The 22,551-nt window shown below is 70.5% G+C and carries 22 protein-coding genes; 17 read left to right on the forward strand and 5 right to left on the reverse strand.

Features of this window, described 5'->3' with window-relative positions; genetic code table 11:
- Window positions 1–93: 93 nt before the first annotated feature.
- The 11 genes from ACWPQI_RS02055 to ACWPQI_RS02105 all read left to right on the forward strand — a co-directional run bounded on the left by ACWPQI_RS02055 (window position 94) and on the right by ACWPQI_RS02105 (window position 11,449).
- Window positions 94–780: a cutinase family protein gene (locus tag ACWPQI_RS02055; protein WP_010594913.1), complete on the forward strand. Its 687-nt coding sequence runs from the start codon at window positions 94–96 to the stop codon at window positions 778–780.
- Window positions 780–1,994 (forward strand): M50 family metallopeptidase, encoded by a 1,215-nt coding sequence (locus ACWPQI_RS02060; protein WP_010594914.1) that lies wholly within the window; start codon window positions 780–782, stop codon window positions 1,992–1,994. The genes ACWPQI_RS02055 and ACWPQI_RS02060 overlap by 1 nt, the downstream gene beginning before the upstream one ends.
- Before the next feature lie 70 nt (window positions 1,995–2,064).
- The gene (locus ACWPQI_RS02065; RefSeq protein WP_225223152.1) at window positions 2,065–2,697 is read left to right on the forward strand and encodes a hypothetical protein; all 633 of its coding nucleotides are present in this window, start codon (window positions 2,065–2,067) and stop codon (window positions 2,695–2,697) included.
- The gene (locus ACWPQI_RS02070) at window positions 2,697–2,924 is read left to right on the forward strand and encodes a helix-turn-helix domain-containing protein (RefSeq protein WP_029540072.1); all 228 of its coding nucleotides are present in this window, start codon (window positions 2,697–2,699) and stop codon (window positions 2,922–2,924) included. Before ACWPQI_RS02065 ends, ACWPQI_RS02070 begins: the two co-directional genes overlap by 1 nt.
- 110 nt (window positions 2,925–3,034) lie before the next feature.
- Entirely contained in the window at window positions 3,035–3,172 is a 138-nt protein-coding gene (locus ACWPQI_RS02075; RefSeq protein WP_017681507.1) for a hypothetical protein, read from the forward strand.
- A gap of 265 nt (window positions 3,173–3,437) precedes the next feature.
- Entirely contained in the window at window positions 3,438–4,124 is a 687-nt protein-coding gene (locus ACWPQI_RS02080; protein WP_474738621.1) for a hypothetical protein, read from the forward strand.
- Between the two features lie 44 nt (window positions 4,125–4,168).
- Window positions 4,169–6,103, forward strand: coding sequence for a sensor histidine kinase (locus ACWPQI_RS02085; protein WP_474738622.1), 1,935 nt, complete (start codon window positions 4,169–4,171; stop codon window positions 6,101–6,103).
- Window positions 6,088–6,750: a response regulator transcription factor gene (locus ACWPQI_RS02090; protein ID WP_082900260.1), complete on the forward strand. Its 663-nt coding sequence runs from the start codon at window positions 6,088–6,090 to the stop codon at window positions 6,748–6,750. Before ACWPQI_RS02085 ends, ACWPQI_RS02090 begins: the two co-directional genes overlap by 16 nt.
- A gap of 149 nt (window positions 6,751–6,899) precedes the next feature.
- Window positions 6,900–8,114: an acetyl-CoA C-acetyltransferase gene (locus ACWPQI_RS02095; RefSeq protein WP_010594920.1), complete on the forward strand. Its 1,215-nt coding sequence runs from the start codon at window positions 6,900–6,902 to the stop codon at window positions 8,112–8,114.
- A gap of 28 nt (window positions 8,115–8,142) precedes the next feature.
- Entirely contained in the window at window positions 8,143–10,293 is a 2,151-nt protein-coding gene (locus ACWPQI_RS02100) for a 3-hydroxyacyl-CoA dehydrogenase NAD-binding domain-containing protein (protein ID WP_026137955.1), read from the forward strand.
- Window positions 10,294–10,414: 121 nt separating this feature from the next.
- A complete protein-coding gene (locus ACWPQI_RS02105; protein ID WP_048773631.1) occupies window positions 10,415–11,449 on the forward strand; it encodes a type IV toxin-antitoxin system AbiEi family antitoxin domain-containing protein in 1,035 nt (344 codons plus the stop codon).
- A gap of 38 nt (window positions 11,450–11,487) precedes the next feature.
- Here the strand turns inward: ACWPQI_RS02105 and ACWPQI_RS02110 are convergent, their stop codons facing one another.
- Together ACWPQI_RS02110 and ACWPQI_RS02115 are read right to left on the reverse strand one after the other, a co-directional pair.
- Window positions 11,488–12,789 (reverse strand): class I SAM-dependent methyltransferase, encoded by a 1,302-nt coding sequence (locus tag ACWPQI_RS02110; RefSeq protein WP_010594923.1) that lies wholly within the window; start codon window positions 12,787–12,789, stop codon window positions 11,488–11,490.
- On the reverse strand, window positions 12,786–14,219 hold the full coding sequence (locus ACWPQI_RS02115) for an FAD-binding oxidoreductase (protein ID WP_010594924.1): 1,434 nt from the start codon (window positions 14,217–14,219) through the stop codon (window positions 12,786–12,788). Before ACWPQI_RS02115 ends, ACWPQI_RS02110 begins: the two co-directional genes overlap by 4 nt.
- Window positions 14,220–14,355: 136 nt before the next feature.
- Between ACWPQI_RS02115 and ACWPQI_RS02120 the strand changes: the two genes are divergently transcribed.
- Window positions 14,356–14,790 (forward strand): SRPBCC family protein, encoded by a 435-nt coding sequence (locus ACWPQI_RS02120; RefSeq protein ID WP_010594925.1) that lies wholly within the window; start codon window positions 14,356–14,358, stop codon window positions 14,788–14,790.
- Here the strand turns inward: ACWPQI_RS02120 and ACWPQI_RS02125 are convergent.
- Window positions 14,787–15,545 carry an Rv3717 family N-acetylmuramoyl-L-alanine amidase gene (locus tag ACWPQI_RS02125; RefSeq protein WP_072786557.1) on the reverse strand — a complete coding sequence of 253 codons (759 nt, stop codon included), beginning with the start codon at window positions 15,543–15,545 and terminating at the stop codon, window positions 14,787–14,789. The genes ACWPQI_RS02120 and ACWPQI_RS02125 overlap by 4 nt on opposite strands.
- Window positions 15,546–15,621: 76 nt before the next feature.
- On the opposite strand from ACWPQI_RS02125, the gene ACWPQI_RS02130 reads away from it, so the two are divergent.
- The 4 genes from ACWPQI_RS02130 (at window position 15,622) to ACWPQI_RS02145 (ending at window position 18,717) form a co-directional block, all read left to right on the forward strand.
- A complete protein-coding gene (locus ACWPQI_RS02130; protein WP_010594927.1) occupies window positions 15,622–15,945 on the forward strand; it encodes a YbaB/EbfC family nucleoid-associated protein in 324 nt (107 codons plus the stop codon).
- Between the two features lie 9 nt (window positions 15,946–15,954).
- The gene (gene recR, locus ACWPQI_RS02135; RefSeq protein WP_010594928.1) at window positions 15,955–16,563 is read left to right on the forward strand and encodes a recombination mediator RecR; all 609 of its coding nucleotides are present in this window, start codon (window positions 15,955–15,957) and stop codon (window positions 16,561–16,563) included.
- A gap of 56 nt (window positions 16,564–16,619) precedes the next feature.
- Entirely contained in the window at window positions 16,620–17,117 is a 498-nt protein-coding gene (locus tag ACWPQI_RS02140; protein ID WP_225223163.1) for a TetR/AcrR family transcriptional regulator, read from the forward strand.
- 100 nt (window positions 17,118–17,217) lie between these two features.
- Window positions 17,218–18,717 carry an MFS transporter gene (locus ACWPQI_RS02145; protein ID WP_010594930.1) on the forward strand — a complete coding sequence of 500 codons (1,500 nt, stop codon included), beginning with the start codon at window positions 17,218–17,220 and terminating at the stop codon, window positions 18,715–18,717.
- Window positions 18,718–18,775: 58 nt separating this feature from the next.
- Here ACWPQI_RS02145 and ACWPQI_RS02150 read toward each other — a convergent pair whose 3' ends face one another.
- Together ACWPQI_RS02150 and ACWPQI_RS02155 are read right to left on the reverse strand one after the other, a co-directional pair.
- Entirely contained in the window at window positions 18,776–19,750 is a 975-nt protein-coding gene (locus ACWPQI_RS02150; RefSeq protein ID WP_043822944.1) for an oxygenase MpaB family protein, read from the reverse strand.
- Window positions 19,751–19,755: 5 nt separating this feature from the next.
- The gene (locus ACWPQI_RS02155; RefSeq protein ID WP_010594932.1) at window positions 19,756–21,270 is read right to left on the reverse strand and encodes an aldehyde dehydrogenase family protein; all 1,515 of its coding nucleotides are present in this window, start codon (window positions 21,268–21,270) and stop codon (window positions 19,756–19,758) included.
- Between the two features lie 129 nt (window positions 21,271–21,399).
- On the opposite strand from ACWPQI_RS02155, the gene ACWPQI_RS02160 reads away from it, so the two are divergent.
- A complete protein-coding gene (locus ACWPQI_RS02160) occupies window positions 21,400–22,551 on the forward strand; it encodes an acyl-CoA dehydrogenase family protein (protein ID WP_010594933.1) in 1,152 nt (383 codons plus the stop codon).

A 22,551-nucleotide genomic window follows, 5' to 3' on the forward strand; every position in this document is an offset into this window, starting at 1 on the left:
GTCTTCGATTTGCGGACTTACGATCGCTGTGCTTACTTATGAACGCGGTCGGGAATCGTTGGGTTGGATCCCATGGGCTGAAGGACGGTTTCGATGATCCTTTCCGCTGTCCGGGTGGCGATCGTCGGCGCGCTGACCATCGGTTCGATGTTCGGTGCCGTGTCGATCGCCCATGCCGACCCGTCCCCGGCTGCCTACTGTGCGCCGACCGTGGTGCTCGCCGTCGACGGCACGAAGGGTCCCGAAACGCCGGACTCGATCGACCCCGACAGCCCCCTCAACTCCTACACCGATCAGTACCGTGACAGTTCCGACTTCGCGGTGCGGCACGTGCGGTACCCGGCGGGCATGGTGGCCGGGGTGTTCGGCTGGGACACGTTCATGGACCAGTCGGTGCAGATCGGCGTGCAGAACCTGTGGGCGGAGATCGGCCGGACCGAGGCCGCCTGCGGGCCGCGCACGCGCTACGAGCTGTACGGCTACTCCCAGGGTGCGATCGTCGTGCGCCGGGTGGCGATGGAGATCGATGCGGTGCCGCCCGTGCACGACGACGGCACCGACCTTCAGGACCGCGTCCGGGTGCACCTGATCGCCGATCCGGCACAGGGCCGGCCCGCCCAGTACGCCGGTCCGCTCGTTCCCGGGATCACCCTTCCGCAGCCGGCCGGCGAGCTGCGGCACATCCCGGTCACCACCGAGTGCCTCGAGGGCGACATGATCTGCGATCCGGAGGGCAACGTCAGCGGATACATTCGCGAGCACGCGACGTATCACCCCTGATGTTCGCCCTCGGCGTCGCGCTGTTCGCGCTCGCCCTCGCCGTGTCCGTCGCCCTGCACGAGGCCGGTCACCTGTGGGTGGCGCGGCGTCTCGGAATGAAGGTGCGCCGCTTCGCAGTCGGTCGCGGCCCGACGGTCTTCTCGTTCCGCCGCGGGGAGACCGAGTACGGCCTCGGCCTGTTCCCGGTCGGGGGGTTCTGCGAGATCGCCGGCACCACCGCCCTCGACGAACTGGCCCCCGGCGAGTACGACCGGGCGTTGTATCGGCAGCGGACGTGGAAGCGCGTGGCCGTGATGTCCGGTGGCGTCTGTATGAATTTCCTGCTTGCCGTGGTGCTCGTCCTCGGGCTTGCGGTCGGGTGGGGTCTGCCGGATCTGCACCCGAGGATCGTGGTCGAGTCCGTCGGGTGCGTCCCGCCGTCGCAGGGGCCGGCGCCCGGATACGGACTCGTCGGGTGTGACGGGCCGGGACCGGCCGCGTCGGCCGGGATACGCCCCGGCGACGTCGTCCTCGCCGTGGACGGAAGGGACGTCGCCCGGTTCGGTGACCTCGTCGAAAGGGTGTGGCAGAGTTCGGGAGTCGTCGAACTGGTGATCGATCGGCAGGGACGGGAACTGCGGGTGCCGGTCGCTGTCGAACCGGTGCAGCGCTGGGTGGTCGACCCCCGGTCCGGGGTCGAGCGGTCGACGACCGTCGGGGCGATCGGCCTCTCCGCACAACCGGTCGCCGGTCCGGTCCGCTACGGCCTCGTCGCCGCCGTTCCGGCCGCGTTCGCGTTCACCGGGGACCTCGTCGTGGCGTCGGCGCGGACGCTGGCGAGCGCCCCGTCGAAGGTGGCGTCGCTGTGGCACTCCGTGACGGGCGGCGAGCGCGACGCGGACACCCCGGTCAGTGTCGTGGGCGCCGCGTCCCTGGGCGGGCAGGCTGCGGAACGGGGCATGTGGGAATCGTTCGTGTTGCTGATGGTCGGGCTGAACCTGTTCGTCGGCCTGGTCAATCTGCTGCCGCTGCTGCCCCTCGACGGCGGGCACGCGGCCGTCGCCGTCTACGAGGCGTGTCGTAACCGGGTGCGCCGGCTGCGAGGTCTGTCCGACGCGGGGCCGGTCGACTTCGGGAAGTTGCTGCCGGTGACCTACGCGTTCGTCGTCGCCGGGGGTGCCTTCACGGTGCTGACCGTCGTCGCGGACGTCGTCGCCCCGATCCGCCTGGCGTGATCCGATCCCGTCACGTTGCCTCCCATATCGATTATCGATAGGCTATCGATAATCGATATGGGAGGGTGTCATGAGTACGTCTTCGGTGTCCGTTCTCCGGCCCACCGCGAAGGACCGGCGCGACCTCTGGGCGAGCATGGCCGTGTTCGCCGGTACCGCGGCGGTGGTCGTCGCCGACTACGTCGCCACCCTGTCCGGGCAGCTCTCGGCCGCGACGGTGACCGCGCGCATGGAACTCGGCGAGGCGGCCACCCCCGTCCCCACGCCGTCCGGTGTGCAGGCGTCACTCGACGGCGCGGTGACCACCTCGCTGCCGGTCGCCGAGCTGTCGCCGGTGACCGTCGCGCTGCTGCGGACGGGCGACGCGGCGCAGACGCTGAGCTACCTGGCCGTGCTGGGGCTGCTGGCCCTGCTCGTGCGCCGGTTCGTGCAGGGCCGGATGTTCGACCACGGCACCTACCGGCTCACCTACCACCTCGGCTGGGTGGCACTGACCATCGCCCTGGTTCCGATGTTCCCCCGGATCACGGGCACCAACATGGCGATCCGCGATCTCGGTCTCACCCACGTCCCCGGCGTCGAGGGCAGTTGGCTCGGAGCCGAGTTCTGGCTGGTGTACGCCGGGGCGATGGTGCTCTCTGCGGTTGCGATCGCGATCCGGGTGGGCAACCGGATGGCACGCGACCAGGAAGGACTCGTGTGATGCCGCCGGAGTCAGAACACGCCGTCCACTGCCGGCTCGACGACCTGCTCGCCGAGCGCGGCATGACCCTCGCGACGCTGTCCGAACGCGTCGGGGTCAGCGTCGCCAACCTGTCCGTGCTGAAGAACGACCGCGCTCGCGCCATCCGGTTCTCGACACTGACCGCGATCTGTCACGTCCTCGGCTGCACCGTCGGGGACCTGCTGACCGTGCAACCCCCGCGGTGACCGCCCGAAGAACTCCTGCGGTACGGGACGCGCGGCGCACATTGTCCGGTCCTCGCGGCGAATGTCTCCCGGCCGTTGCGGATGCGCGCCCGAACCGCTTCCATTGAGTGATGCCGCGGTGGTGCTGGGACGAGGACGAACCGCTGTTCGGTGACGTCGAGTCGCCGGCCGGTGGTGTGGCCATCGCCGGTTGCTCGGCGCTGATCGCCCTCGTCGCGCTGCTGGTGATCGGCCCCGCCCTGGTGTGAACCACGTCCGGTCCCCCCACCCCCTCCTTTTGGGGTTCCGCGCGCGAAAGTGCCTGTTGCGCTCGTACTTACGCGCGCAACTCGCACCGACGCGCGCAACTTGCCCTGACGCGCGCCACGTGCGTCCGACGCGCGCAACTTGCACCGGCGCCGCGCCGGGAGAATTCCCACCGGGACGGGACGGGTGTCCCTGGCGACCGGGACACCGGGCGCAGCACCCTCTGCGTCAGGCGCAGAGCGCGCCGGGACGAGGGGAGGGACACCGATGAGCACAGCGAGCGTGACGGAGGACAGCCGCACGGGCGCACGGCGCGCGTCGTCGAGCGCCTGGGCCTGGGCCGGGGCCGTCGCCGGCCTCGCCGGGGTGGTCGCCATCCAGGCGAGCATGGGCATGGGCGCCGCCTACGACGAATCCACGGCGGGCAACGCGTCCGCCATCGCCGACGCCTTCACGGGCGAGCGGACCGAACTGCTGGTGATGCACCTGTCGCTGATGGTGTCGACGGTGCTGCTGCTGATCTTCGCCGCGGGCCTGCAGCGCCGCCTGCGGATCGCACTGCCCGACGACAGCCTCCTGCCGGCCGTCGCGGCGTTCGGGCTGCTGCTCACCGCGACGGCCTGCCTGCTCGGCGCCGGCCTCGACACCGAATTGCTGTTCGGGCTGAGCGAGCCGGGACAGATGGTCGCCGAGGTCGCCGTCGTCGGTTCGCACTGGGTCGGCACGATCCCGTGGCTGTGGGTGGGCGCGGGGGTCAGCGGCCTGGCGGTGGCCGCCGCCTCGCTGCGCCACGGCGCGACGCCGCAGTGGCTGGGCTGGGCGAGCGTGGTGCTCGGCGGCCTGACGGCGCTGCTCGGGATCTCCCCGCTGCAGTACATGGCCGGCTTCGTCGGCCCGGTGTGGGTGCTCGTCGCCGGCGTCGGATTCGCCGTCTCCGACAGGGCACGCCGATAGGCTGCCGCGCGACGGGACCGGCCGCGGGGCATACTCACCGCACCATGGCTGTTGCGGACGCATCCGAGACGGCGGCGGGCACCGGTGGCGCACCGGGGCCCGCCGCCGTCGTCGCCGTGCTGTCGTGCGGTCTCGCCGTCGCCGCCCTCGCCGTCTTCGCGGCCGCTCGTCCGGACCTCGACTCGGACCAGCTGTTCTTCCTCGTCGACGTCGTCGGCGCCGCGGTATACGGCACCGTCGCCGGGGTGGTGCTCGCACGCCGGGTGCATCCGGTGCCGCTGCTGCTCTCGCTCGCCTCGATCGGCGTCGGGCTGTCGGCCCTGAGCTACGCGTGGACGAAGCTCGCGCAGGTGCGGCCCGGACTGCCGTTCGCCGGGGTCCTCGCGCCCCTGCAGAGCACCACGTGGATCCCCGGCACCCTGGCGCTGTTCCTGGTGGTGCCCTGGTTGGTCCGTGACACACCGCTCGACCGGCGCGCCCGCCTCGGTGTGCTCACCGGTGCCGCGGTCACCGGCTGGTTCTTCTGGGCCCGTACCTTCACCGGCACCGCCGTCGGCTGGCTCGTGCTGCCCGTCGTCACCGTCGGTCTGCTCGCCGCGGCGGACGTCACCTACCGGTGGCGGCGCGGCCCGGTGTCCGACCGCATCGGCCTGGGCTGGCTCGCGCTCGGCACCGCACTGATGGCCGTGTCCTACATCCCGCTCGCGGTGCCCGGCCTGCCGTGGATGCTCACCCCGCTGCTGCACCTGACCACCCAGGCGTTCTACCCGATCGCGATCCTCGTGGTGGTGCTGCGGCAACGACTGTGGGGGCTCGACCTCGCCGTCAGCCGCGCAGCCGTCGCCGGCAGCCTCGTCGCGGTACTCGCCACCGGCTACCTCGTCGTGACCGCCACCGTCGCCCTGATCCTGCCCACGGACGGCTCGGTCGTGGCCCAGGCCGTCGCCGCGGTCGCGGTGGCGCTGGCGGTGCAGCCGGTCCGGGCCTGGCTGACGCGGCGCGTGCACATCCTCGTCTACGGCGAGGGCGACGATCCGGCGAGCGCGGTGCGCCGGCTCGGCCGGCACTTCGCCGGGGCACAGACGCCGCGGCAACTGCTCGAGGATCTCGCCGCCGGCATCGGCGTCGCGCTGCGACTCGAGTCCGTGACGGTGCGCCGCGGCGACGAGGTGCTCGCCCGCTGGGGCACCCCCACCGGGCCCGCCGAGGAGGTCGTCCTGCGCGACGGCCGGGTCGCGGTGACGGCGCCACCCGGCGAGACCCTCGGGCCGCGCAGCCTCCGCGCACTCGGCGAACTCGCCTCCGTGGTCGAGGCCGGTCTCGTGGTGCTGCGATCCTCGGAGGAGCTCGACGCGGCCCGTGCCCGGCTCACCGAGGCCCGGCTCGCCGAACGCCGCACCATCCGCCGGGAACTGCACGACGGGCTCTGTCCGTCGCTGGCCGGGATCCGGCTCGGGCTGCAGGGCGCCCGCAACCTCGTCGACACCGACTCCGCCGACGCCGTTCCGCTGATCGACTCCCTGCTGCGCGAACTCGACCACCAGGTCGAGGGGGTGCGCGAGCTCTCCCGGGGGCTGCTCCCGCCCGCGCTCGACGAGCTCGGTCTCGCCGCCGCGCTCGAGGAGATGTCGGCTGTCCACTCGCGCAGTGGGTTTCGCGTCGAGGTGGACGCCGACGTGCCCTCGGGCCGCAGCGGTCCGGTCGTCGCGGCGGCGTACGGCATCGCCGCCGAGGCGGTCACCAATGCGCGGCGGCACAGCGGGGCCGACGGATGCCGCGTGCGCGTGCGGGCCTCGGCGGACCGGCTCACCCTCGAGGTGCGCGACGCGGGCCGGGGGATGGACCGGAACGCGCGACGGGGAGTGGGGACGCACAGCATGCGCGAACGCGCCGAGGACGTCGGCGGCAGCGTCGCGATCACGGGGGCGCAGCCGCACGGCACCGTCGTCACGGCGCACCTGCCGTGGGGACCGTCGTGAGCGCCCCCACGGCGATCGCCGTCGCCGTCGTCGACGATCATCCCGTGTTCCGGCTCGGCCTCGTCGCCCTGCTGGGCACCCTCGACGGCATCGAGGTGGTGGCGCAGGCAAGTTCGGTCGCCGAGGCGCTCGAGGTGATCACCGCGGACGTCGACGTCGTGCTCATGGACCTCGAACTCGGGGACGGCTCGGGCATCGAGGCGACCCGGCTGCTGCTCGGACGGTTCCCCGAGTTGCGGGTGCTGGTGGTGACCATGCACGAGGACGAGGACTCGCTCGTCGCGTCGGTGCGCGCCGGGGCGCGCGGCTATCTCGTCAAGGGTGCGGACCCGTCGGGCGTGGAGCGGGCGATCCGGGCCGTCGCGGACGGCGAGGTCATCGTCGGCGCCGCCGTCGCTGCCAAGGCGATCGGCGCGATGGCGGCCTCCCGCACCCTCGCGCCCACGGTCTTCCCGGAACTGACCGACCGGGAACGCGAGGTGCTGGACCTGATGGCGCGCGGGCACGACAACGCCACCATCGCCCGCCGCCTGGTGCTGAGCCCGAAGACGGTGCGCAACCACGTGTCGAACGTGCTCGGCAAGCTCGGCGCGGCCGACCGGTCGGCCGCGATCGTGCAGGCCCGCGAGGCCGGCCTGGGGGTGTGAACGTCCGCTCGGTTCGGTCACGGACTCCGCTCGGTTCGGTCCTTCAGTCCGCGGCGTCCCGGCTCCTAGGGTGGACGACGTCGGGCGTGACGGCTGTCACGAGCTGGCGCCCCTCGCATCCGCAAAGCACGGGAAGGAACCTGCGCACTGTGACCTCCGAGGCATTCATCTACGAAGCCATCCGAACTCCGCGCGGCCGCGGCAAGAAGACCGGGTCGCTGCACTCGGTCAAGCCGATCTCCCTGGTCACCGGCCTGATCGACGAACTGCGCGTGCGGTTCCCGGACCTGGACGAGAACCGCATCTCGGACCTGATCCTCGGCGTCGTCGGGCCGGTGGGCGACCAGGGCGCCGACATCGCCCGCACCGCGGTGACCGCGGCGCGCATGCCCGACACCGTCGGCGGCGTGCAGATCAACCGCTTCTGCGCCTCCGGCCTCGAGGCTGTGAACATGGCCGCGCAGAAGGTCCGCTCCGGCTGGGACGAGCTCGTCGTCGCGGGTGGCGTCGAATCGATGTCGCGGGTGCCGATGGGCTCCGACGGCGGCCCGTGGGCGCTGGACCCCGCCACCAACTACGACACCTACTTCGTGCCGCAGGGTGTCAGCGCCGACCTGATCGCCACCATGGAGGGCTTCAGCCGCGAGGACGTCGACGCCTACGCGCTCCGCTCGCAGCAGCTCGCCGCGGCGGCCTGGTCCGGCGGCTACTTCGCCAAGTCCGTGGTGCCGGTCAAGGACCAGAACGGCCTGACCGTCCTCGACCACGACGAGCACATGCGTCCCGACACCACCCTCGCGGGTCTGGCCGGACTGCAGCCGTCGTTCGCGATGGTCGGCGAGATGGGCGGCTTCGACGCCGTCGCGCTGCAGAAGTTCCACTTCGTGGAGAAGATCGACCACGTCCACCACGGCGGCAACAGCTCCGGCATCGTCGACGGCGCCGCGCTGGTGCTCGTCGGTTCCGAGCAGGCCGGCAAGGACATGGGCCTGACCCCGCGGGCGCGCATCGTCGCCACCGCCACCTCGGGTGCGGACTCGACGATCATGCTCACCGGTCCCACCCCGGCCGCGCACAAGGTCCTCGCCGCCGCCGGCCTGACCGTGGACGACATCGACCTGTTCGAGATCAACGAGGCGTTCGCGTCCGTCGTGCTCAAGTTCCAGAAGGACCTGAAGATCCCGGACGAGAAGCTCAACGTCAACGGCGGCGCCATCGCGATGGGGCACCCGCTCGGCGCGACCGGCGCCATGATCATGGGAACGATGGTCGACGAGCTCGAGCGCCGCGGTGCCCGCCGCGCCCTCGTCACCCTCTGTATCGGTGGCGGCATGGGTGTGGCCACGATCATCGAGCGCGTCTGAAACTTCGGAAGGGACTGGGGAATTCACAGTGACTGAGAACAACATGATCGGCTGGGAGCGCGACGCCGACGGCATCGTGGTGCTGACCCTCGACGACCCGAACCAGGGCGCGAACACCATGAACGAGCTGTACAAGGCGTCGATGAAGGCCACCGTCGACCGCCTCGTCGCCGAGAAGGACGACATCACCGGTGTCGTGATCACCTCCGCCAAGAAGACCTTCTTCGCCGGCGGCGACCTGAAGAACATGATCAAGGTCGGGCCGGAGGACGCGCAGCGGATCTTCGACGAGGTCGAGGCGATCAAGGCGGACCTGCGCCGGCTCGAGACCCTCGGCAAGCCCGTCGTCGCCGCGATCAACGGCGCGGCCCTCGGCGGCGGCCTCGAGATCGCGCTCGCCACCCACCACCGCATCGCGGCCGACGTCAAGGGCGTCCAGATCGGCCTGCCCGAGGCCACGCTGGGCCTGCTGCCCGGCGGTGGCGGCGTCACCCGCACCGTGCGGATGCTGGGTCTGCAGACCGCGCTGATGCAGGTGCTGCTGCAGGGGCAGCGCTACAACCCGGCCAAGGCGAAGGAGATCGGCCTGATCGACGAGATCGTCGGCGGCATCGACGAACTCGTCCCCGCCGCCAAGGCGTGGATCAAGGCCAACCCCGAGGGCGGCGTGCAGCCCTGGGACAAGAAGGGCTTCAAGATCCCCGGTGGTACCCCGGCGTCGCCGGCGTTCGCGGCGAACCTGCCGGCGTTCCCGGCGAACCTGCGCAAGCAGCTCAAGGGTGCCCCGATGCCGGCGCCGCGGGCCATCATGGCCGCCGCCGTGGAGGGCTCGCAGGTCGACATCGACAATGCGTCGAAGATCGAGGGCCGGTACTTCACCGAGCTCGTCACCGGCCAGGTCGCCAAGAACATGATCCAGGCGTTCTTCTTCGACATGCAGGCCATCAATTCCGGTGCGTCACGGCCGAACCAGGCCGACGGCACGCCGTTCCCGAAGACCACCTTCCGGAAGGTCGCCGTGCTGGGCGCCGGCATGATGGGCGCGGGCATCGCCTACGTGTGCGCCAAGGCCGGCATGGACGTGATCCTCAAGGACGTCTCGATCGAGTCGGCGCAGAAGGGTAAGGCGTACTCGGAGGGCCTCGAGGCCAAGGCGCTCTCGCGCGGCAAGACGACGGAGGAGAAGTCCGCGGCGCTGCTTGCCCGCATCACTCCCAGCGCGGACGTCGCCGATCTGGCGGGTGCGGACCTCGTCATCGAGGCGGTGTTCGAGAACACCGAACTCAAGCACAAGGTGTTCCAGGAGATCCAGGACGTCGTCGCGCCGGACGCGGTGCTCGGTTCGAACACCTCGACGCTGCCGATCACCGGTCTCGCGGAGGGCGTGATGCGGCAGGAGGACTTCATCGGCCTGCACTTCTTCTCGCCGGTCGACAAGATGCCGCTGCTCGAGATCATCGCCGGGGAGAAGACCTCCGACGCGACGCTGGCCAAGGCGTTCGATCTCGCCCAGCAGATCCGCAAGACCCCCATCGTCGTCAACGACTCGCGGGGCTTCTTCACCTCGCGCGTCATCGGCACGTTCGTCAACGAGGCGATCCGCATGGTCGGCGAGGGCATCGAGCCGGCGACGATCGAGCAGGCCGGTTCGCAGGCCGGCTACCCGGCGCCGCCGCTGCAGCTGTCGGACGAGCTGAACCTGACGCTGATGCAGAAGATCCGCAAGGAGACCGAGGCGGCGACCGAGGCGTCGGGACTGAAGGTGCCGCAGGACGATTCGTCCACCGTCGTCGACTTCCTCGTCGACGAGGGCCGTCCGGGCCGTGCGGGCGGCGGCGGCTTCTACGAGTACGTCGACGGCAAGCGCAGCCGCATCTGGCCGGGCCTGCGGGAGAAGTTCGACAGTGCCCCCACGGACATCCCGATCCAGGACCTGATCGAGCGGATGCTGTTCATCGAGGCCATCGAGACGCAGAAGTGCTTCGACGAGGGCGTGCTGCGCACCACCGCCGACGCCAACATCGGCTCGATCCTCGGCATCGGCTTCCCGGCCTGGACCGGTGGCGTCGCCCAGTACATCGCCGGCTACCCCGGCGGTAAGGAGGGCTTCGTCAAGCGCGCCGAGGAACTCGCCGCCAAGTACGGCGAGCGCTTCACCCCCCCGGCGTCCCTGCGCTGACCCCCGTGCGCGGTTTTGGTAGCCATCGCTACCAAAACCGCGCACGAGTTCTCCACAGGTGAGGGCTCCCGGCCACGGTCGGGGGCCCTCGTTCGTCGCGGGGTCCGCCATCATCGACCGCATGGGGGACTTCGAGAAGAGCGACGTGCAGAAGCTGTTCGACGATCGAGCCGGCCTGGTGACCCAGACCGAGCTGACCGACCTGGGGGTAGGGCGGGGAACAGTGCGGCATCTGCTCGACACCGGGCGGTGGCAGCGCGTCCTGCAGGGCGTCTACGCCGTCAGCAGCGGGCCGCTGACACGGACCATGGTGCTCGAGGCGGCGCTGCTCTACGGGGGTGGAGCGGCGATGCTGAGCCATCGCACTGCGGCGGAGCTGTGGGGCATGCTCCCGGTCGACGACACCGCACCGGTGCACATCACCGTTCCCGTGGGCAGGTCGGCCCTACCCCAGCGAGCGACGATGCGGGCACCCGGACGGAAAGCGACGCTCCCGGTGTCGAAGCCGGACGCCGTTCTTCATCCGGGGGTGATCGTGCACCGGTCCCGGGCGCACGCCCACATCGGCGTCGATCGGTACCTGCCGCGCACGACCAAGGTCGACACCGCACTGGATCTGGCCACCGCGCAGCCGTCGCCGCGGGAGGCGTACCTGTCGCTGATCTCCACGGTCACGAACGCCGGGATCCGGCTGCACACCGTGCGACGGCGACTTGAGGAGCGGCCGCCGTACCGGTATCGGACCGCGCTCGACGAGGCCGTGACACTGCTGGCGGAGGGGGTGCAGTCCGTCCTGGAGTACCACTACGCGATCGATGTCGAGCGTGCGCATGCACTGCCCGTGGCGGACCGGCAGAGCCCGGTCGTCGTGGACGGCAGGACCCTGTACGAGGACTGCACGTACGACGGCGCCGGATGCCCGCTCACGGTGCGGTTGGACGGCAGGTGGGTGCATTCGATGCGCGAAGTCGCCTTCCGCGACCGGCGTCGGGACAACGCCGCTGAGCTGGCCGGACGATCGCGGCTGGTCTTCGGATACCGGGAGGTGGCGTCGTCGCCGTGCGACGTCGCGCGCGAGGTGGAGACGGTGCTGACCCGGTTGGGCTGGGTCCGGGACGAGCCGAACCCCTGCTCGTGCCGTGCGCGGTTCTGGTAGTGGGTACTACCAGAACCGCGCACGGGCCGCGGAGCGGCCTATGCGACCCACCACGGGCGCAGCGGGACGTTCGGCTCCTGATCCGGGCCGAGCTTGACGGCCAGGACGTGGTGCAGTTGCACGACGTTGCGTTCGAAGCCGAGGCGGGAACCGGCCATGTACAGGCCCCACACGCGGGCGGTGCCCTCGCCGACCTCGGCGACGCACGCGTCCCAGTTGGCGACGAGGTTCTCGCACCAGCCCTTCAGGGTCAGCGCGTAGTGCTGGCGCAGGTTCTCCTCGTGCAGCACCTCGAGGCCGATGTCCTGGATCTCGGTGATGATGCGCCCCGAGCCGGTGAGTTCCCCGTCGGGGAAGACGTACCGGTCGATGAAGCCCCCGGCCTTGACGGGGCCGCGGTTGACCGGACGGGTGATGCAGTGATTGAGCAGCAAGCCGCCCTCGCGCAGCTTGTCGTGCAACCGCCGGAAGTACGTGGGGTAGTTCTGCACGCCGATGTGCTCGGTCAGCCCGATCGAGGAGATCGCGTCGAAGCCCGTCTCCGGCACGTCGCGGTAGTCGGAGAAGCGGACCTCGGCGAGGTCGGTGAGTCCCTCGTCGGCGATGGCCTTCTGCGCCCACTCCGCCTGCTCCCGCGACAGGGTGACGCCGAGTGCCTTGACGCCGCGCCGTGCCGCGTACCGCACCATCCCGCCCCAGCCGCAGCCGATGTCGAGGAGACGGTCCCCGGGCTGCAGCCGCAGCTTCTCGAAGACGAGGCGGTACTTGTTCTCCTGTGCGTCCTCGAGACTCTGCGCCTCGGAGTCGAACAGCGCGCACGTGTACGTCATGGACGGGCCCAGGACGTGCTCGTAGAACGCGTTGGAGACGTCGTAGTGATGGTGGATCACCTCGGCGTCACGGCTGCGCGAATGCCGGAGCCCCTCCGCGAACCGGCGCCAGCGCGGCAGGTGCTCCTGCGGGGGCGGCGCGATGGGCTTGAGCGTCTCCAACCCCAGCGAGCGGGCGATCTGCGCGAGCGTCAGTGCCGGTGGACGCTGGAAGTGCAAGTCGCCCAGGGCCTTCAGGAGCTCGTACGGGTTGCCGGGATGGACGCCTTCGGCTTCGAGGTCACCCGAGACGTAGGCGCGGGCCATGCCGAGGTCGCCGGGTGCCGTCGCCAGATAGGTCGTGCCGCGCGTGGAGGTCAACCGCAGGCCGTACGGGGCGTCCGCCGGGCCGGCGCTGGAGCCGTCGTACGCGGTGAACCGCACCGGCAGCTCGCCGCCGGTCACGGTCTCGAGAATCTGGGCGAGCGTGAGCCGGCCGTCGGGAATGCCTGGTTCTCGCAACGTGGTCATCTGTTGTGCACCGCCTTCGAGAAGAGGTCAAGCAAACGGGATTCGGGGTCGTAACGCTTCTTCAGGGCGGGATAGTCCCCGCCGCCGTAGTAGAGCTCTTCGAACTCCGCGCGCGTGTAGTACGAGTCGGAGTACAGCGATTTGTGGCCGTCGAGCTCGGCGACCTTGTGTTCGATGCGACGGTTCGCGGCGCCCTCGATCTCGCCGGCAACGGCCGGGACCGACGACCAGAAGCCGACGTTGACATAGGTGCGTTTCGGTTCGAGCGGGTACAGGGGCCACGGCCGCTGGGCGTCGCGCGCCACCGGGCCGCCCTCCCGTAACCGCAAGGGGCACAGCCAGACCGGCTCGATCGGAATCTCGTCGAGGAACCAGCGCAGGAACTCGGCGGTCCGTTCGATCGGCACCTCGATGTCCTGCACGACGCGTTCGCGCGGCAGGTTGCCCTTGCGCCGCTCGATACGGTCGGCGACGCCGTAGCGGTGGTCGAGGGCGATCAGCTTCCAGTAGAAGCTGCTGCGGAGCAGGCGCTTCGGCCACAGCCGCCGGATCCGGGGGTCCTGGGCGCCGAAGGCGCGCGAGCACCAGAACCAGTCGGTGTCCCACCGCCACAGGTAGTCCCGGACGGTGAGGCGGTCGGTCCGCGGATGGTTGACGGATGCGTGCTGGATCGAGCGGTAGTAGATGTTTTCGCCGGTGTAGTCGCTGACCGGGCCGGGGGCGTCGGTCTGCGTCCCGAGGGTCAGGTAGGACTCCGCGGCGGAGAACATCACCCCGTCGAGGTAGTCGACCGGCACCCCGGCGTGCACCCGCTCGGTGGCGATGCGGTCGAGGGCCGACTGCATCTCGTCGAGCGAGTCGAACCGCAGATGCCGCAGCGCCACGTACGGTTTCACCGGTTCGAGTTCGATGCGCAGGCGCGTGGCGTAGCCGAGGGTGCCGTAGGAGTTGGGGAAACCGTGGAACAGGTCGGCGTGCTCACCGTCGGGGGTGGCGGTGACGATCTCGCCCGCGCCGGTGAGGATGTCCATCTCGAGGACCGACTCGTGCGGCAGGCCGTTGCGGAAGGAGGTCGACTCGATGCCGAGCCCGGTGACCGCGCCGCCGAGCGTGATCGTCTTCAGCTGCGGCACCACCAGGGGTGCGAGGCCGTGGGGCAGGGTCGCGTCGACCAGGTCCTCGTAGGTGCACATGCCGGCGACGTCGGCGGTGCGCGCGACGGGGTCGACGGAGACGACGCCGCCGAGGCCGGACACGTCGAGGCCGGGCGCGTTCACCCGGGCCCGGGCCCGGAAGAGGTTGGAGGTCTTCTTCGCCAGGCGCACGGGGGCGTCGGCAGGGATGGCGCGGTAGGAACGCAACAGGCGCTCGACACCCGCCCGATGTGCGGATTCTCCGCTCGGGACTACGACTGACTTCGGCTTCTGCATACGACTCCCTGGGGCGACGCACGGTGGCGACCTTCACAATAGCCCCGCGGGCCCGCCCGGGCGCGACGATGCAGCAGGCAGGATGGGAACCGGTGACGGCCGCGCTCCGAGCGGCCCACGGGCAACAGGAGGAACAGTGGGACAGGTAAGCGCCAGCAGTTCGATTCAGCTCGCCGCGGCGCCGGAGCGGGTGCTCGAGGCCCTCGCGGACTACGAGTCGGTGCGTCCGCGCATCCTCCCGGAGCAGTACCGCGACTACCGGGTGCTCTCGGGTGGTCGCGGCGACGGCACGGTCGTGCACTGGATCCTGCAGGCGACGAAGAAGCGGGCTCGCGACGTCGAGGCGCGAGTGGCGGTCTCGGGCAGCACGATCACCGAGCGGGACGCGAACTCGTCCCTGGTGACCACGTGGAGCGTGGTGCCCAACGGCACCGGTTCGACCGTGGTGACGTTGACCGAGTGGAAGGGTGCGGGCGGCATCGGCGGCTTCTTCGAGAAGACCTTCGCGCCGCTCGGGCTGCGCAAGATCCAGGAGCAGGTGCTGGCGAACCTGAAGCGCGAACTGGACTAGAGGGCGTCGGCGGGGTCGCCGGCGAACGCGACGATCCCGGCGACGACGGCGGTGGCGTAACGCTGCCGCCCGTCGGGATCGGTCATCGTCGCGGCGTCCGTCGCGTTGCGCATGTTGCCGAGCTCGACCAGCACCGACGGCCGTCGGGCCAGATTGAGTCCGGCCAGGTCGTCGCGACCGAGCAGGCCGTCGGTGCCGAGGTAGGTGGACGGGGTCAGTCCGGCGTCGACGAGGGCGTCGCGCACGGCGACGGCGAGGGCGACGGACGGGCCGGCCTGCACCTCGTCGAGCGGGGGCGCCGAGTAGTTGACGTGGAAGCCGCGCCCGTCGGCGGGGCCGCCGTCGGCGTGCAGGCTGACCACGACGTCCGCGCCGGAGGCGTTGGCCTCTTCCGCGCGCCGGTCCACGCAGGCCGCGACGGACGCGTCGTCGGGGCGGCTGAGCAGCACGTGCGCGCCGAGCTCCTCGAGTTCGGCGCGCACGAGCATCGCGACGTCCCAGTTGAAGGTGTGTTCCGCGTAGCCCGAGTCGGTGCTGGTGCCGGTGGTCTGGCAGTTCTTGGTGCCGCCGCGGCCGGTGGGCACCTGGGCGGTGATGCTCGCGTCGTTGGTGCCGTTGTGGCCGGGGTCGAGGAAGACGGTGCGGCCGGTCAGCGGCAGGTCCGGGGTCGCGGTCGCGGGGACTCCCGGCAGGGACAGGGCCAGCACGCAGGTGGCGGCGACGGTGATCCGGCGGGACAGTCCACGCACGCGCATTCCGTCACGGTACCGGGGACGGACTACCCTGAGTTGCGAAATCCCGCGAAAGGACATGCCTGTGGAACCCGGTGGAATGCCCGACATGCAGCAGCTCCTGGCGCAGGCGCAGCAGATGCAGCAGCAGCTGATGGCCGCCCAGGCGGAGATGGCGCAGGCGGAGGTGACCGGCCAGGCCGGTGGCGGCCTGGTGACGGCGACGGTGAAGGGGACCGGTGAGGTCGTCGGCCTTCGGATCGACCCCGAGGTCGTCGACCCCGAGGACGTGGAGACGCTGCAGGACCTGGTGATCGGCGCGATCGCCGACGCGTCGGCGAAGGCGCAGGAGATCGCCTCCGAGAAGCTCGGCCCCCTGGCCGGTGGGCTCGGCGGCGGCATTCCCGGTCTGCCCGGCTTCTAGAGGAGTCACGTGTACGAGGGACCGGTCCAGGACCTGATCGACGAGCTCGGCAAGCTGCCGGGCATCGGTCCGAAGAGCGCCCAGCGCATCGCGTTCCACCTGTTGTCGGTCGAGCCGCCGGAGCTCGACCGGCTGCAGGCGGCCCTGCAGCAGGTGCGCGACGGCGTCCGGTTCTGCGAGGTGTGCGGCACGGTGGCGGATCAGGAGCGGTGCCGGATCTGTTCCGATCCGCGCCGGGACCGGACCCAGATCTGTGTGGTCGAGGAGCCGAAGGACGTGCAGGCCATCGAGCGCACCCGCGAGTTCCGTGGGCGCTACCACGTGCTCGGCGGCGCCCTCGATCCGCTCAGCGGCATCGGTCCGGACCAGTTGCGGATCCGTGAGCTGCTCACCCGCATCGGCAATCAGGAGGACGGCGTCGACGTCACCGAGGTGATCATCGCGACGGACCCCAACACGGAGGGCGAGGCCACGGCGACGTACCTCGTGCGGATGCTGCGGGACTTCCCCGGCCTGACCGTGACGCGGCTGGCGTCCGGTCTGCCCATGGGGGGCGACCTCGAGTTCGCCGACGAGCTGACCCTCGGGCGGGCGCTCTCGGGCCGACGCACACTGTGACCGCCCCGAGACGCACCGGGGAGCAGACGCGCCGCCGGATCCTCGACGCGGCCGGCATGGCGTTCGCGACGCGTCCGTACCGCGAGATCACCCTCAAGGACATCGCCGAGGACGCCGGCGTCAGCCCGGCGCTGATCATCAAGTACTTCGGTTCCAAGGAGCAGTTGTTCGACGCGCTGGTCGACTTCCAGAGCGCGGCGGACGTGTTGTTCGACGGTCCCCTCGAACAGCTGGGGGAGCGGATGGTGTCGATGCTGGCGCGGCCGCTCGAACCGTACAAGCCGCTCTCGATGAACATCCTGTTCATGAGCGGGGCGAGCGAGGAGAGCAACAGCAAGCTCCGGGAGAACTATTCGAAGCAGATGATCGACGCGCTCGCGGCACGCCTGCCCGGCCCGGATGCACGGTTGCGGGCGGAGCTGGCGATGTCGATGGTGATGGGTCTGGCGATCATGCGGCGGCGCATGCTCGCGGAGCGCGCCACCGGTTCGGTGCCGGACGTGGTGGCGCGGTACGCGCCGCTGGTGCAGGAGCTGCTCGACGGGGCGGAGTGACCGACGGCCCGGAGTGAGATGCGGGTCACCTCTGTTGCGGGGTAAACGGCTATTCACTTAGCCTGGTAAACAATTATTCACCCCGCGCGGAGGAGGGCCGATGGCGTACGTGTCCACCCACCCCCTCCGGCTGCGCGGATCCCGGCCGGACCGGTCGCTCGCCGGGCCGCCCGCCCGCGGGGCGGCGACGGCGGTCGCGCCCCGGCCGTCGCGTTTCGTCTTCCCGATCCTCGCGGTCGGGGCGATCTTCCAGGCGATCATGCAGACGGTCATGGTGCCGCTGCTGCCGAGCATGCCGGCGCTGACCGGCGCCGGCACCACGGCCGTGTCGTGGCTGGTGACCGCCACCCTGCTGGTCGGGGCCGTGATGACCCCGATCTTCGGCCGGCTCGCCGACATGGTCGGCAAGAAGCGCATGCTGCTCGTCGCGCTCGTCCTGATGACCGTCGGATCGCTGCTGTGCGCGATCAGCTCGAACATCGCGGTCCTCATCACCGCCCGCGGTCTGCAGGGCGCGGGCGCGGCGGTCATTCCGATCGGCATGTCGATCCTGCGGGAGGAACTGCCCAGGGACCGCGTCGGACGCGCCGTCGCCCTGCTCAGCTCCACCCTCGGCCTGGGCACCGCGCTGGGCATCCCGTTCGCCGCCGCCATCGTCCAGTTCGCGGATTGGCACGTGCTGTTCTGGGTCACCACCGCGATCGGCGCGGCGGTGGCGACCGCGGCCGCGGTGTTCATCCGCGAGTCCCGCACCCGCACCGGCGGCCGGTTCGACGGCGTCGGCGCGGTCGGCCTGAGCGCCGCGCTGGTGAGCCTGCTCGTCCCCCTCACCCAGGGCAGCACCTGGGGCTGGACCAGCCCCGCCGTGCTGTCGATGTTCGCCGCCGCCGTCGTGCTGTTCGGACTGTGGGGATTCCAGCAGCTGCGCAACCGCAATCCGCTCGTCGATCTGCGGGCCTCGGCGCGGCGCACGGTCCTGATGCCGCACCTGGCCGCCCTGCTGGTGGGGTTCGCGTTCTACGGCAACACCCTCATCACCACGCAGTTGCTGCAGGCCGACCCCGACCACGGCGCCGGGTACGGGCTGCCGATCCTGCTCGCGGCCCTGTGCCAGCTGCCGGCGAGCTTCGCGATGATGTCGTTCGCCCTCGTCGCGGCGCGGTTGTCCGACCGGTGGGGCACGAAGGTCCCCATGCTGGCCGGCGCGTTGTTCCTGCTGGGCGGCTACTCGCTGCATGCGGTGCCCGACAAGCCGCTGTGGTCGGTGGTGGTGGCGCTCGGTGTCGCCGCCATCGGCACCACACTCGTGTACTGCACACTGCCGGTGCTGATCATGGGTGCGGTCCCGCTCGAGCAGACCGCCGCGGCGAACGGCGTCAACGTGCTGCTGCGCACCACGGGCAGCACGGTGTGCAGCGCCGTGGTCGCGACCGTCCTTGCGGCGCATCTGGTGAGCGGCGGCATCGCCGCGGCGGGCTTCTCGATCGCCTACCTGGCGTGCGCTGCCTGCGCGGTGGTGGTGTTCGTGGCCGCGCTCGCGCTGCCGGCGGCGAACCGGCGGCCCGTCGAGCACGTCACCTCCGAGGTGCCTTCCGTATGAGTAACGCCGGTCCGCCGCCCGCGTGCCGGCGGCGAACCGGCCTCCTCCCTCCCCGGGTCTAGTACTCCACGCCGAGGTCCCGCGGGCGGTAGCCCTCCGGGTACCCCGGATAGGTGCGGTTGCTCGGATTGCTCGCGGCCATCGAGGTCCGTCGTTTCGGCAGCCGGCGTACCACCGCCGAACGGGCCCGCAGCGCGGCCTCCGCGACGGCCCGGACCCGCGGGGACCCCTGCGGGAACCCGAATGCCGCCGCCATCCGCTCGTCGATGAGCGAGTACACGGCCGTGGCGACGGCGGGTGCGAGCACCTTCGGGTACCACGACTGGAACAGCCGCAGGGTGTAGGTGCCGATGCGGTGGTTGTCGTCGCTGTAGGTGAAGTGCTCGTCCTCGTAGTCCAGCTTGAACCGCTGGAAGTCCTGGTACGACTCCGGAATGTTCTTGATCCCCATCCGGATTCCGACCTGCCGGTAGAAGTGGAACGAGGCGAGACGCTCGTGCGGGTGCAGCCGCCGCCAGCCGTAGCGGTCGATCCAGTCGATCGGGTCGTAGACGAACGTCGAGAGGACGTAGAGCATGTCGTCGTTGTCGATCGAATACCTGCCGTGCATCCGGTTGACGTTGCGCAGCGACTCGCGACCCCGGTCGGAGTCGTACCCGTGCTCGACGAGTTCGGACATCAGGATCGCGGTGTCGTCGTAGCGCTTCTGCGGGCGGTGCTCGAACTCGCCGGTGCGGGCCAGCAGCGCGGAGATGCTCGGCACACAGTAGGTACGGAACAGCGCGAACTCGAGCGACCGCTGGTAGTCCCAAGGGAACTCGTACCCGGCGGTGATCCGCAGGATGTCCTGATGGTGGGTGACCGGGTCCAGGCCCTCGATCACCTTCAGCCAGCCGAATCGCCCGAATCCGGCGTGCGGGTCCTGGTTCGGCGCGGGGAAGGTGGCGGCCTTCTCGGTCCGGGCGTCGGGGCGGGCGACGACGGACGCCCCGCGCGTGCGTTCCCGGGTGCGGTCGGGGGAGGTCGACGTCATCCGCGTCACCGCCCGTGCCGGGTGCGGAGCATCCACGCGGCGATCTTCATGTCCCGCGCGGTGCGTTCGAGGGTGAGCAGGTTCAGCGGGGCCCGGAACCTCTCGACGGTCACCGACTTGGGGCGGCTGAATTCGCGCAGGCCGTCGGCGCCGTGGATGCGGCCGAATCCGGATTCGCCGATGCCACCGAACGGCAGCGACGGGATGCCCGCGAAACCGAGCACCGAGTTCACCGACACCATGCCGGTGCGCAGCCGGTCGGCGATCTTCCGTCCACGCGCGCGGTCCTTGGTGAACACCGACGCGCCGAGACCGTAGTCGGTGGCGTTGGCGCGCTCGACGGCCTCGTCGAGATCGCGCACCTTGTTGACCACCACCGTCGGGCCGAACGTCTCCTCGCACACCGCCGAGGACCGCTCCGGGACGTCGGTGAGGATCACCGGGTCGACGTAACGGTCGTGCACGGACTCGCGGCCGCCGACGACGGCGCGGGCGCCGTGCTCGAGCGCGTCGTCGATCTGGCCGCGCACGATGTCGATCTGCCGGGGCAGGGTCATCGGACCGTAGCTCGCGTCGTCGCTGCCGCCGGGGCGCACCCGCTCCATGGTCGCGGTGAGCTTGTCGAGGAACTGCCGGTAGACCGGCTCGACGACGTAGATGCGTTCGACGCCGGCGCAGGTCTGGCCCGCGTTCCCGAACGCTCCGAACGCGGCCATCTCCACGGCCTTGTCGAGGTCGGCGTCCTCCGCGACGATCATCGCGTCCTTGCCCCCGCACTCGGCGACGAGCGGGGTGAGGGTCTCGGCGCACACGGCCATGACCTTGCGGGCGGTGGCGCCGGAGCCGGTGAAGGCGACCTTGTCGACGCCGGAGCGGGCGAGTGCCGCCCCGGTCTCGCCGAGGCCGGTGATCACCTGGAACACCGGCTGCGTCGGGGCGAGCCCGTTCCACTTCTCCTCGAGCCACTTACCCACGCCGGGGGTCAGCTCGGACGGCTTGAACACCACGGCGTTGCCGGCGGCGAGGGCGTAGGAGATCGAGCCCATCGGGGTGTAGACCGGGTAGTTCCACGGTCCGATGACGCCGATCACGCCGAGCGGCTGGTACTCGAGGGTGGCCCGCTGGTTGGCGCTGGCGAGACCGGACGGCACCGTGCGCGGGCGCAGCACCTTCCTGGCGTTGCGGGCGGCCCAGTCGAGGTGCTCGATCGCGAGCATCACCTCGAGGAAGGCGTCACCGCGGGGCTTGCCGGTCTCGGCGGAGACGAGGGCCGCGAGGGGCTCGGCGTCGGCGGCGACGGCCTGCTTGAACTCGAGCAGCCAGTCGCGGCGGCCCCGGAAGCCCTGGTCGGCCCACCATCGGGCCGCCGAACGCGCGCGGTCGACGGCGGCGGCGACGTCGGCGGCACCGGCGATCGGATACTCGGCAAGGACGGATCCGTTGCGCGGGTCGAGACTCGCGAAGGTATCCCCCGGAGGGGCCGGGGACTGGGTATCGGCGGGCGTGAGTTCCTGGGTCATGGGCGACGCTTCCTTCGCTGGGCCACATCAAATATATTTGATGTGATTCACTGTCGTGGATATCACACTAGGCGGCGCGCCCGGTGTCGACAACCCCCCACTAATTGTCCAGGCCAGGAGGCCGATCCCATGCACACGAACCTGACGGAATTCACTCCCGAGCAGCAGGACTTCGCCGCAGCCGTCGCCGATTTCTGCCGACGGGAGGTCGGCACCCGCGAACAGCGAGACGCCCTCACCGACCACGGCAAGCACAGCCACAACCAGGAGCTCTACCGGAAGATGGCCGAGCTCGGCTGGCTCGGCGTGACGGTGCCCGAGGAGTTCGGCGGCTCCGCCGGCAGCACGGTCGACCTGTGCATCCTGCTCGAGCAGAGCACACGGGGCATGGCACCCATCGGGGGCATCGGCCCCACCCTCATCACGGGCGCCGCCTACGAGAAGTTCGGCACCCGGGCGCAGAAGGAGACCGTGCTCGGCGGCATCGTCGAGGGTCGATCCCAGTCCATCTCCATGTCCGAACCCGAGGCGGGATCCGACGTCGGCGCCCTGACCTGCCGCGCCGAGAAGGTCGACGACGGCTGGCTGATCAACGGCCAGAAGACCTGGTGCTCCAACGCGCACTTCGCCGACAACATTCTGCTCGTTGCCCGCACCGACCGCAGCGGCGCCAAGCATCAGGGCCTGACGATGTTCCACCTGCCGGCCGGCACCGCGGGGCTGAAGATCAGCGGCATCGAGACCATGGGCGGCAAGGAGGTCAACGACCTCTACCTCACCGACGTGCATCTGCCGGCGGACGCCGTCGTCGGCGAGGTCGGCAACGGCTGGACCCAGCTGATGGCCGGGCTGAACACCGAGCGGCTCATCCTGGCCGCGATGATGCTCGGCACCGCGCAGCGCGCCTTCGACGACGCCCTGCAGTTCGTCACCGAACGCAAGCAGTTCGGCCGGCCGGTCGGCACGTTCCAGGCCATCCGTCATCGCGTCGCCGACCTGGCCACCGAGATCGAGGCCACGCGCCTGCTCGTGTACCGCGTCGCGCGGCTCGTCGACGACAACCCGGGCACGTTGTTTCCGCGCGAGGCGTCCATGGTCAAGCTCAAGGCCACCGAGGTCGCGAAGAAGACGGCCCTCGAAGGCATGCAGATGATGGGCGGATACGGGTACGCCACCGAGTTCGACATGGAGCACCATGTCCGCCGGACGATCGTGTCGACGATCTTCGGCGGCACCAACGAGATCCAGCGCGACATCATCGGCAAGAGCTACGGACTGTAG

Source organism: Rhodococcus sp. LMD, from assembly GCF_056108245.1.

Coding starts and splice junctions, on each gene's coding strand:
- ACWPQI_RS02055 (WP_010594913.1), top strand. CDS start 94: ATGATCCTTTCCGCTGTCCGGGTGGCGATCGTCGGCGCGCTGACCATC.
- ACWPQI_RS02060 (WP_010594914.1), top strand. CDS start 780: ATGTTCGCCCTCGGCGTCGCGCTGTTCGCGCTCGCCCTCGCCGTGTCC.
- ACWPQI_RS02065 (WP_225223152.1), top strand. CDS start 2,065: ATGAGTACGTCTTCGGTGTCCGTTCTCCGGCCCACCGCGAAGGACCGG.
- ACWPQI_RS02070 (WP_029540072.1), top strand. CDS start 2,697: ATGCCGCCGGAGTCAGAACACGCCGTCCACTGCCGGCTCGACGACCTG.
- ACWPQI_RS02075 (WP_017681507.1), top strand. CDS start 3,035: ATGCCGCGGTGGTGCTGGGACGAGGACGAACCGCTGTTCGGTGACGTC.
- ACWPQI_RS02080 (WP_474738621.1), top strand. CDS start 3,438: ATGAGCACAGCGAGCGTGACGGAGGACAGCCGCACGGGCGCACGGCGC.
- ACWPQI_RS02085 (WP_474738622.1), top strand. CDS start 4,169: ATGGCTGTTGCGGACGCATCCGAGACGGCGGCGGGCACCGGTGGCGCA.
- ACWPQI_RS02105 (WP_048773631.1), top strand. CDS start 10,415: ATGGGGGACTTCGAGAAGAGCGACGTGCAGAAGCTGTTCGACGATCGA.
- ACWPQI_RS02110 (WP_010594923.1), bottom strand. CDS start 12,789: ATGACCACGTTGCGAGAACCAGGCATTCCCGACGGCCGGCTCACGCTC.
- ACWPQI_RS02115 (WP_010594924.1), bottom strand. CDS start 14,219: ATGCAGAAGCCGAAGTCAGTCGTAGTCCCGAGCGGAGAATCCGCACAT.
- ACWPQI_RS02125 (WP_072786557.1), bottom strand. CDS start 15,545: ATGCGCGTGCGTGGACTGTCCCGCCGGATCACCGTCGCCGCCACCTGC.
- ACWPQI_RS02130 (WP_010594927.1), top strand. CDS start 15,622: ATGCCCGACATGCAGCAGCTCCTGGCGCAGGCGCAGCAGATGCAGCAG.
- ACWPQI_RS02140 (WP_225223163.1), top strand. CDS start 16,620: ATGGCGTTCGCGACGCGTCCGTACCGCGAGATCACCCTCAAGGACATC.
- ACWPQI_RS02145 (WP_010594930.1), top strand. CDS start 17,218: ATGGCGTACGTGTCCACCCACCCCCTCCGGCTGCGCGGATCCCGGCCG.
- ACWPQI_RS02150 (WP_043822944.1), bottom strand. CDS start 19,750: ATGACGTCGACCTCCCCCGACCGCACCCGGGAACGCACGCGCGGGGCG.
- ACWPQI_RS02155 (WP_010594932.1), bottom strand. CDS start 21,270: ATGACCCAGGAACTCACGCCCGCCGATACCCAGTCCCCGGCCCCTCCG.
- ACWPQI_RS02160 (WP_010594933.1), top strand. CDS start 21,400: ATGCACACGAACCTGACGGAATTCACTCCCGAGCAGCAGGACTTCGCC.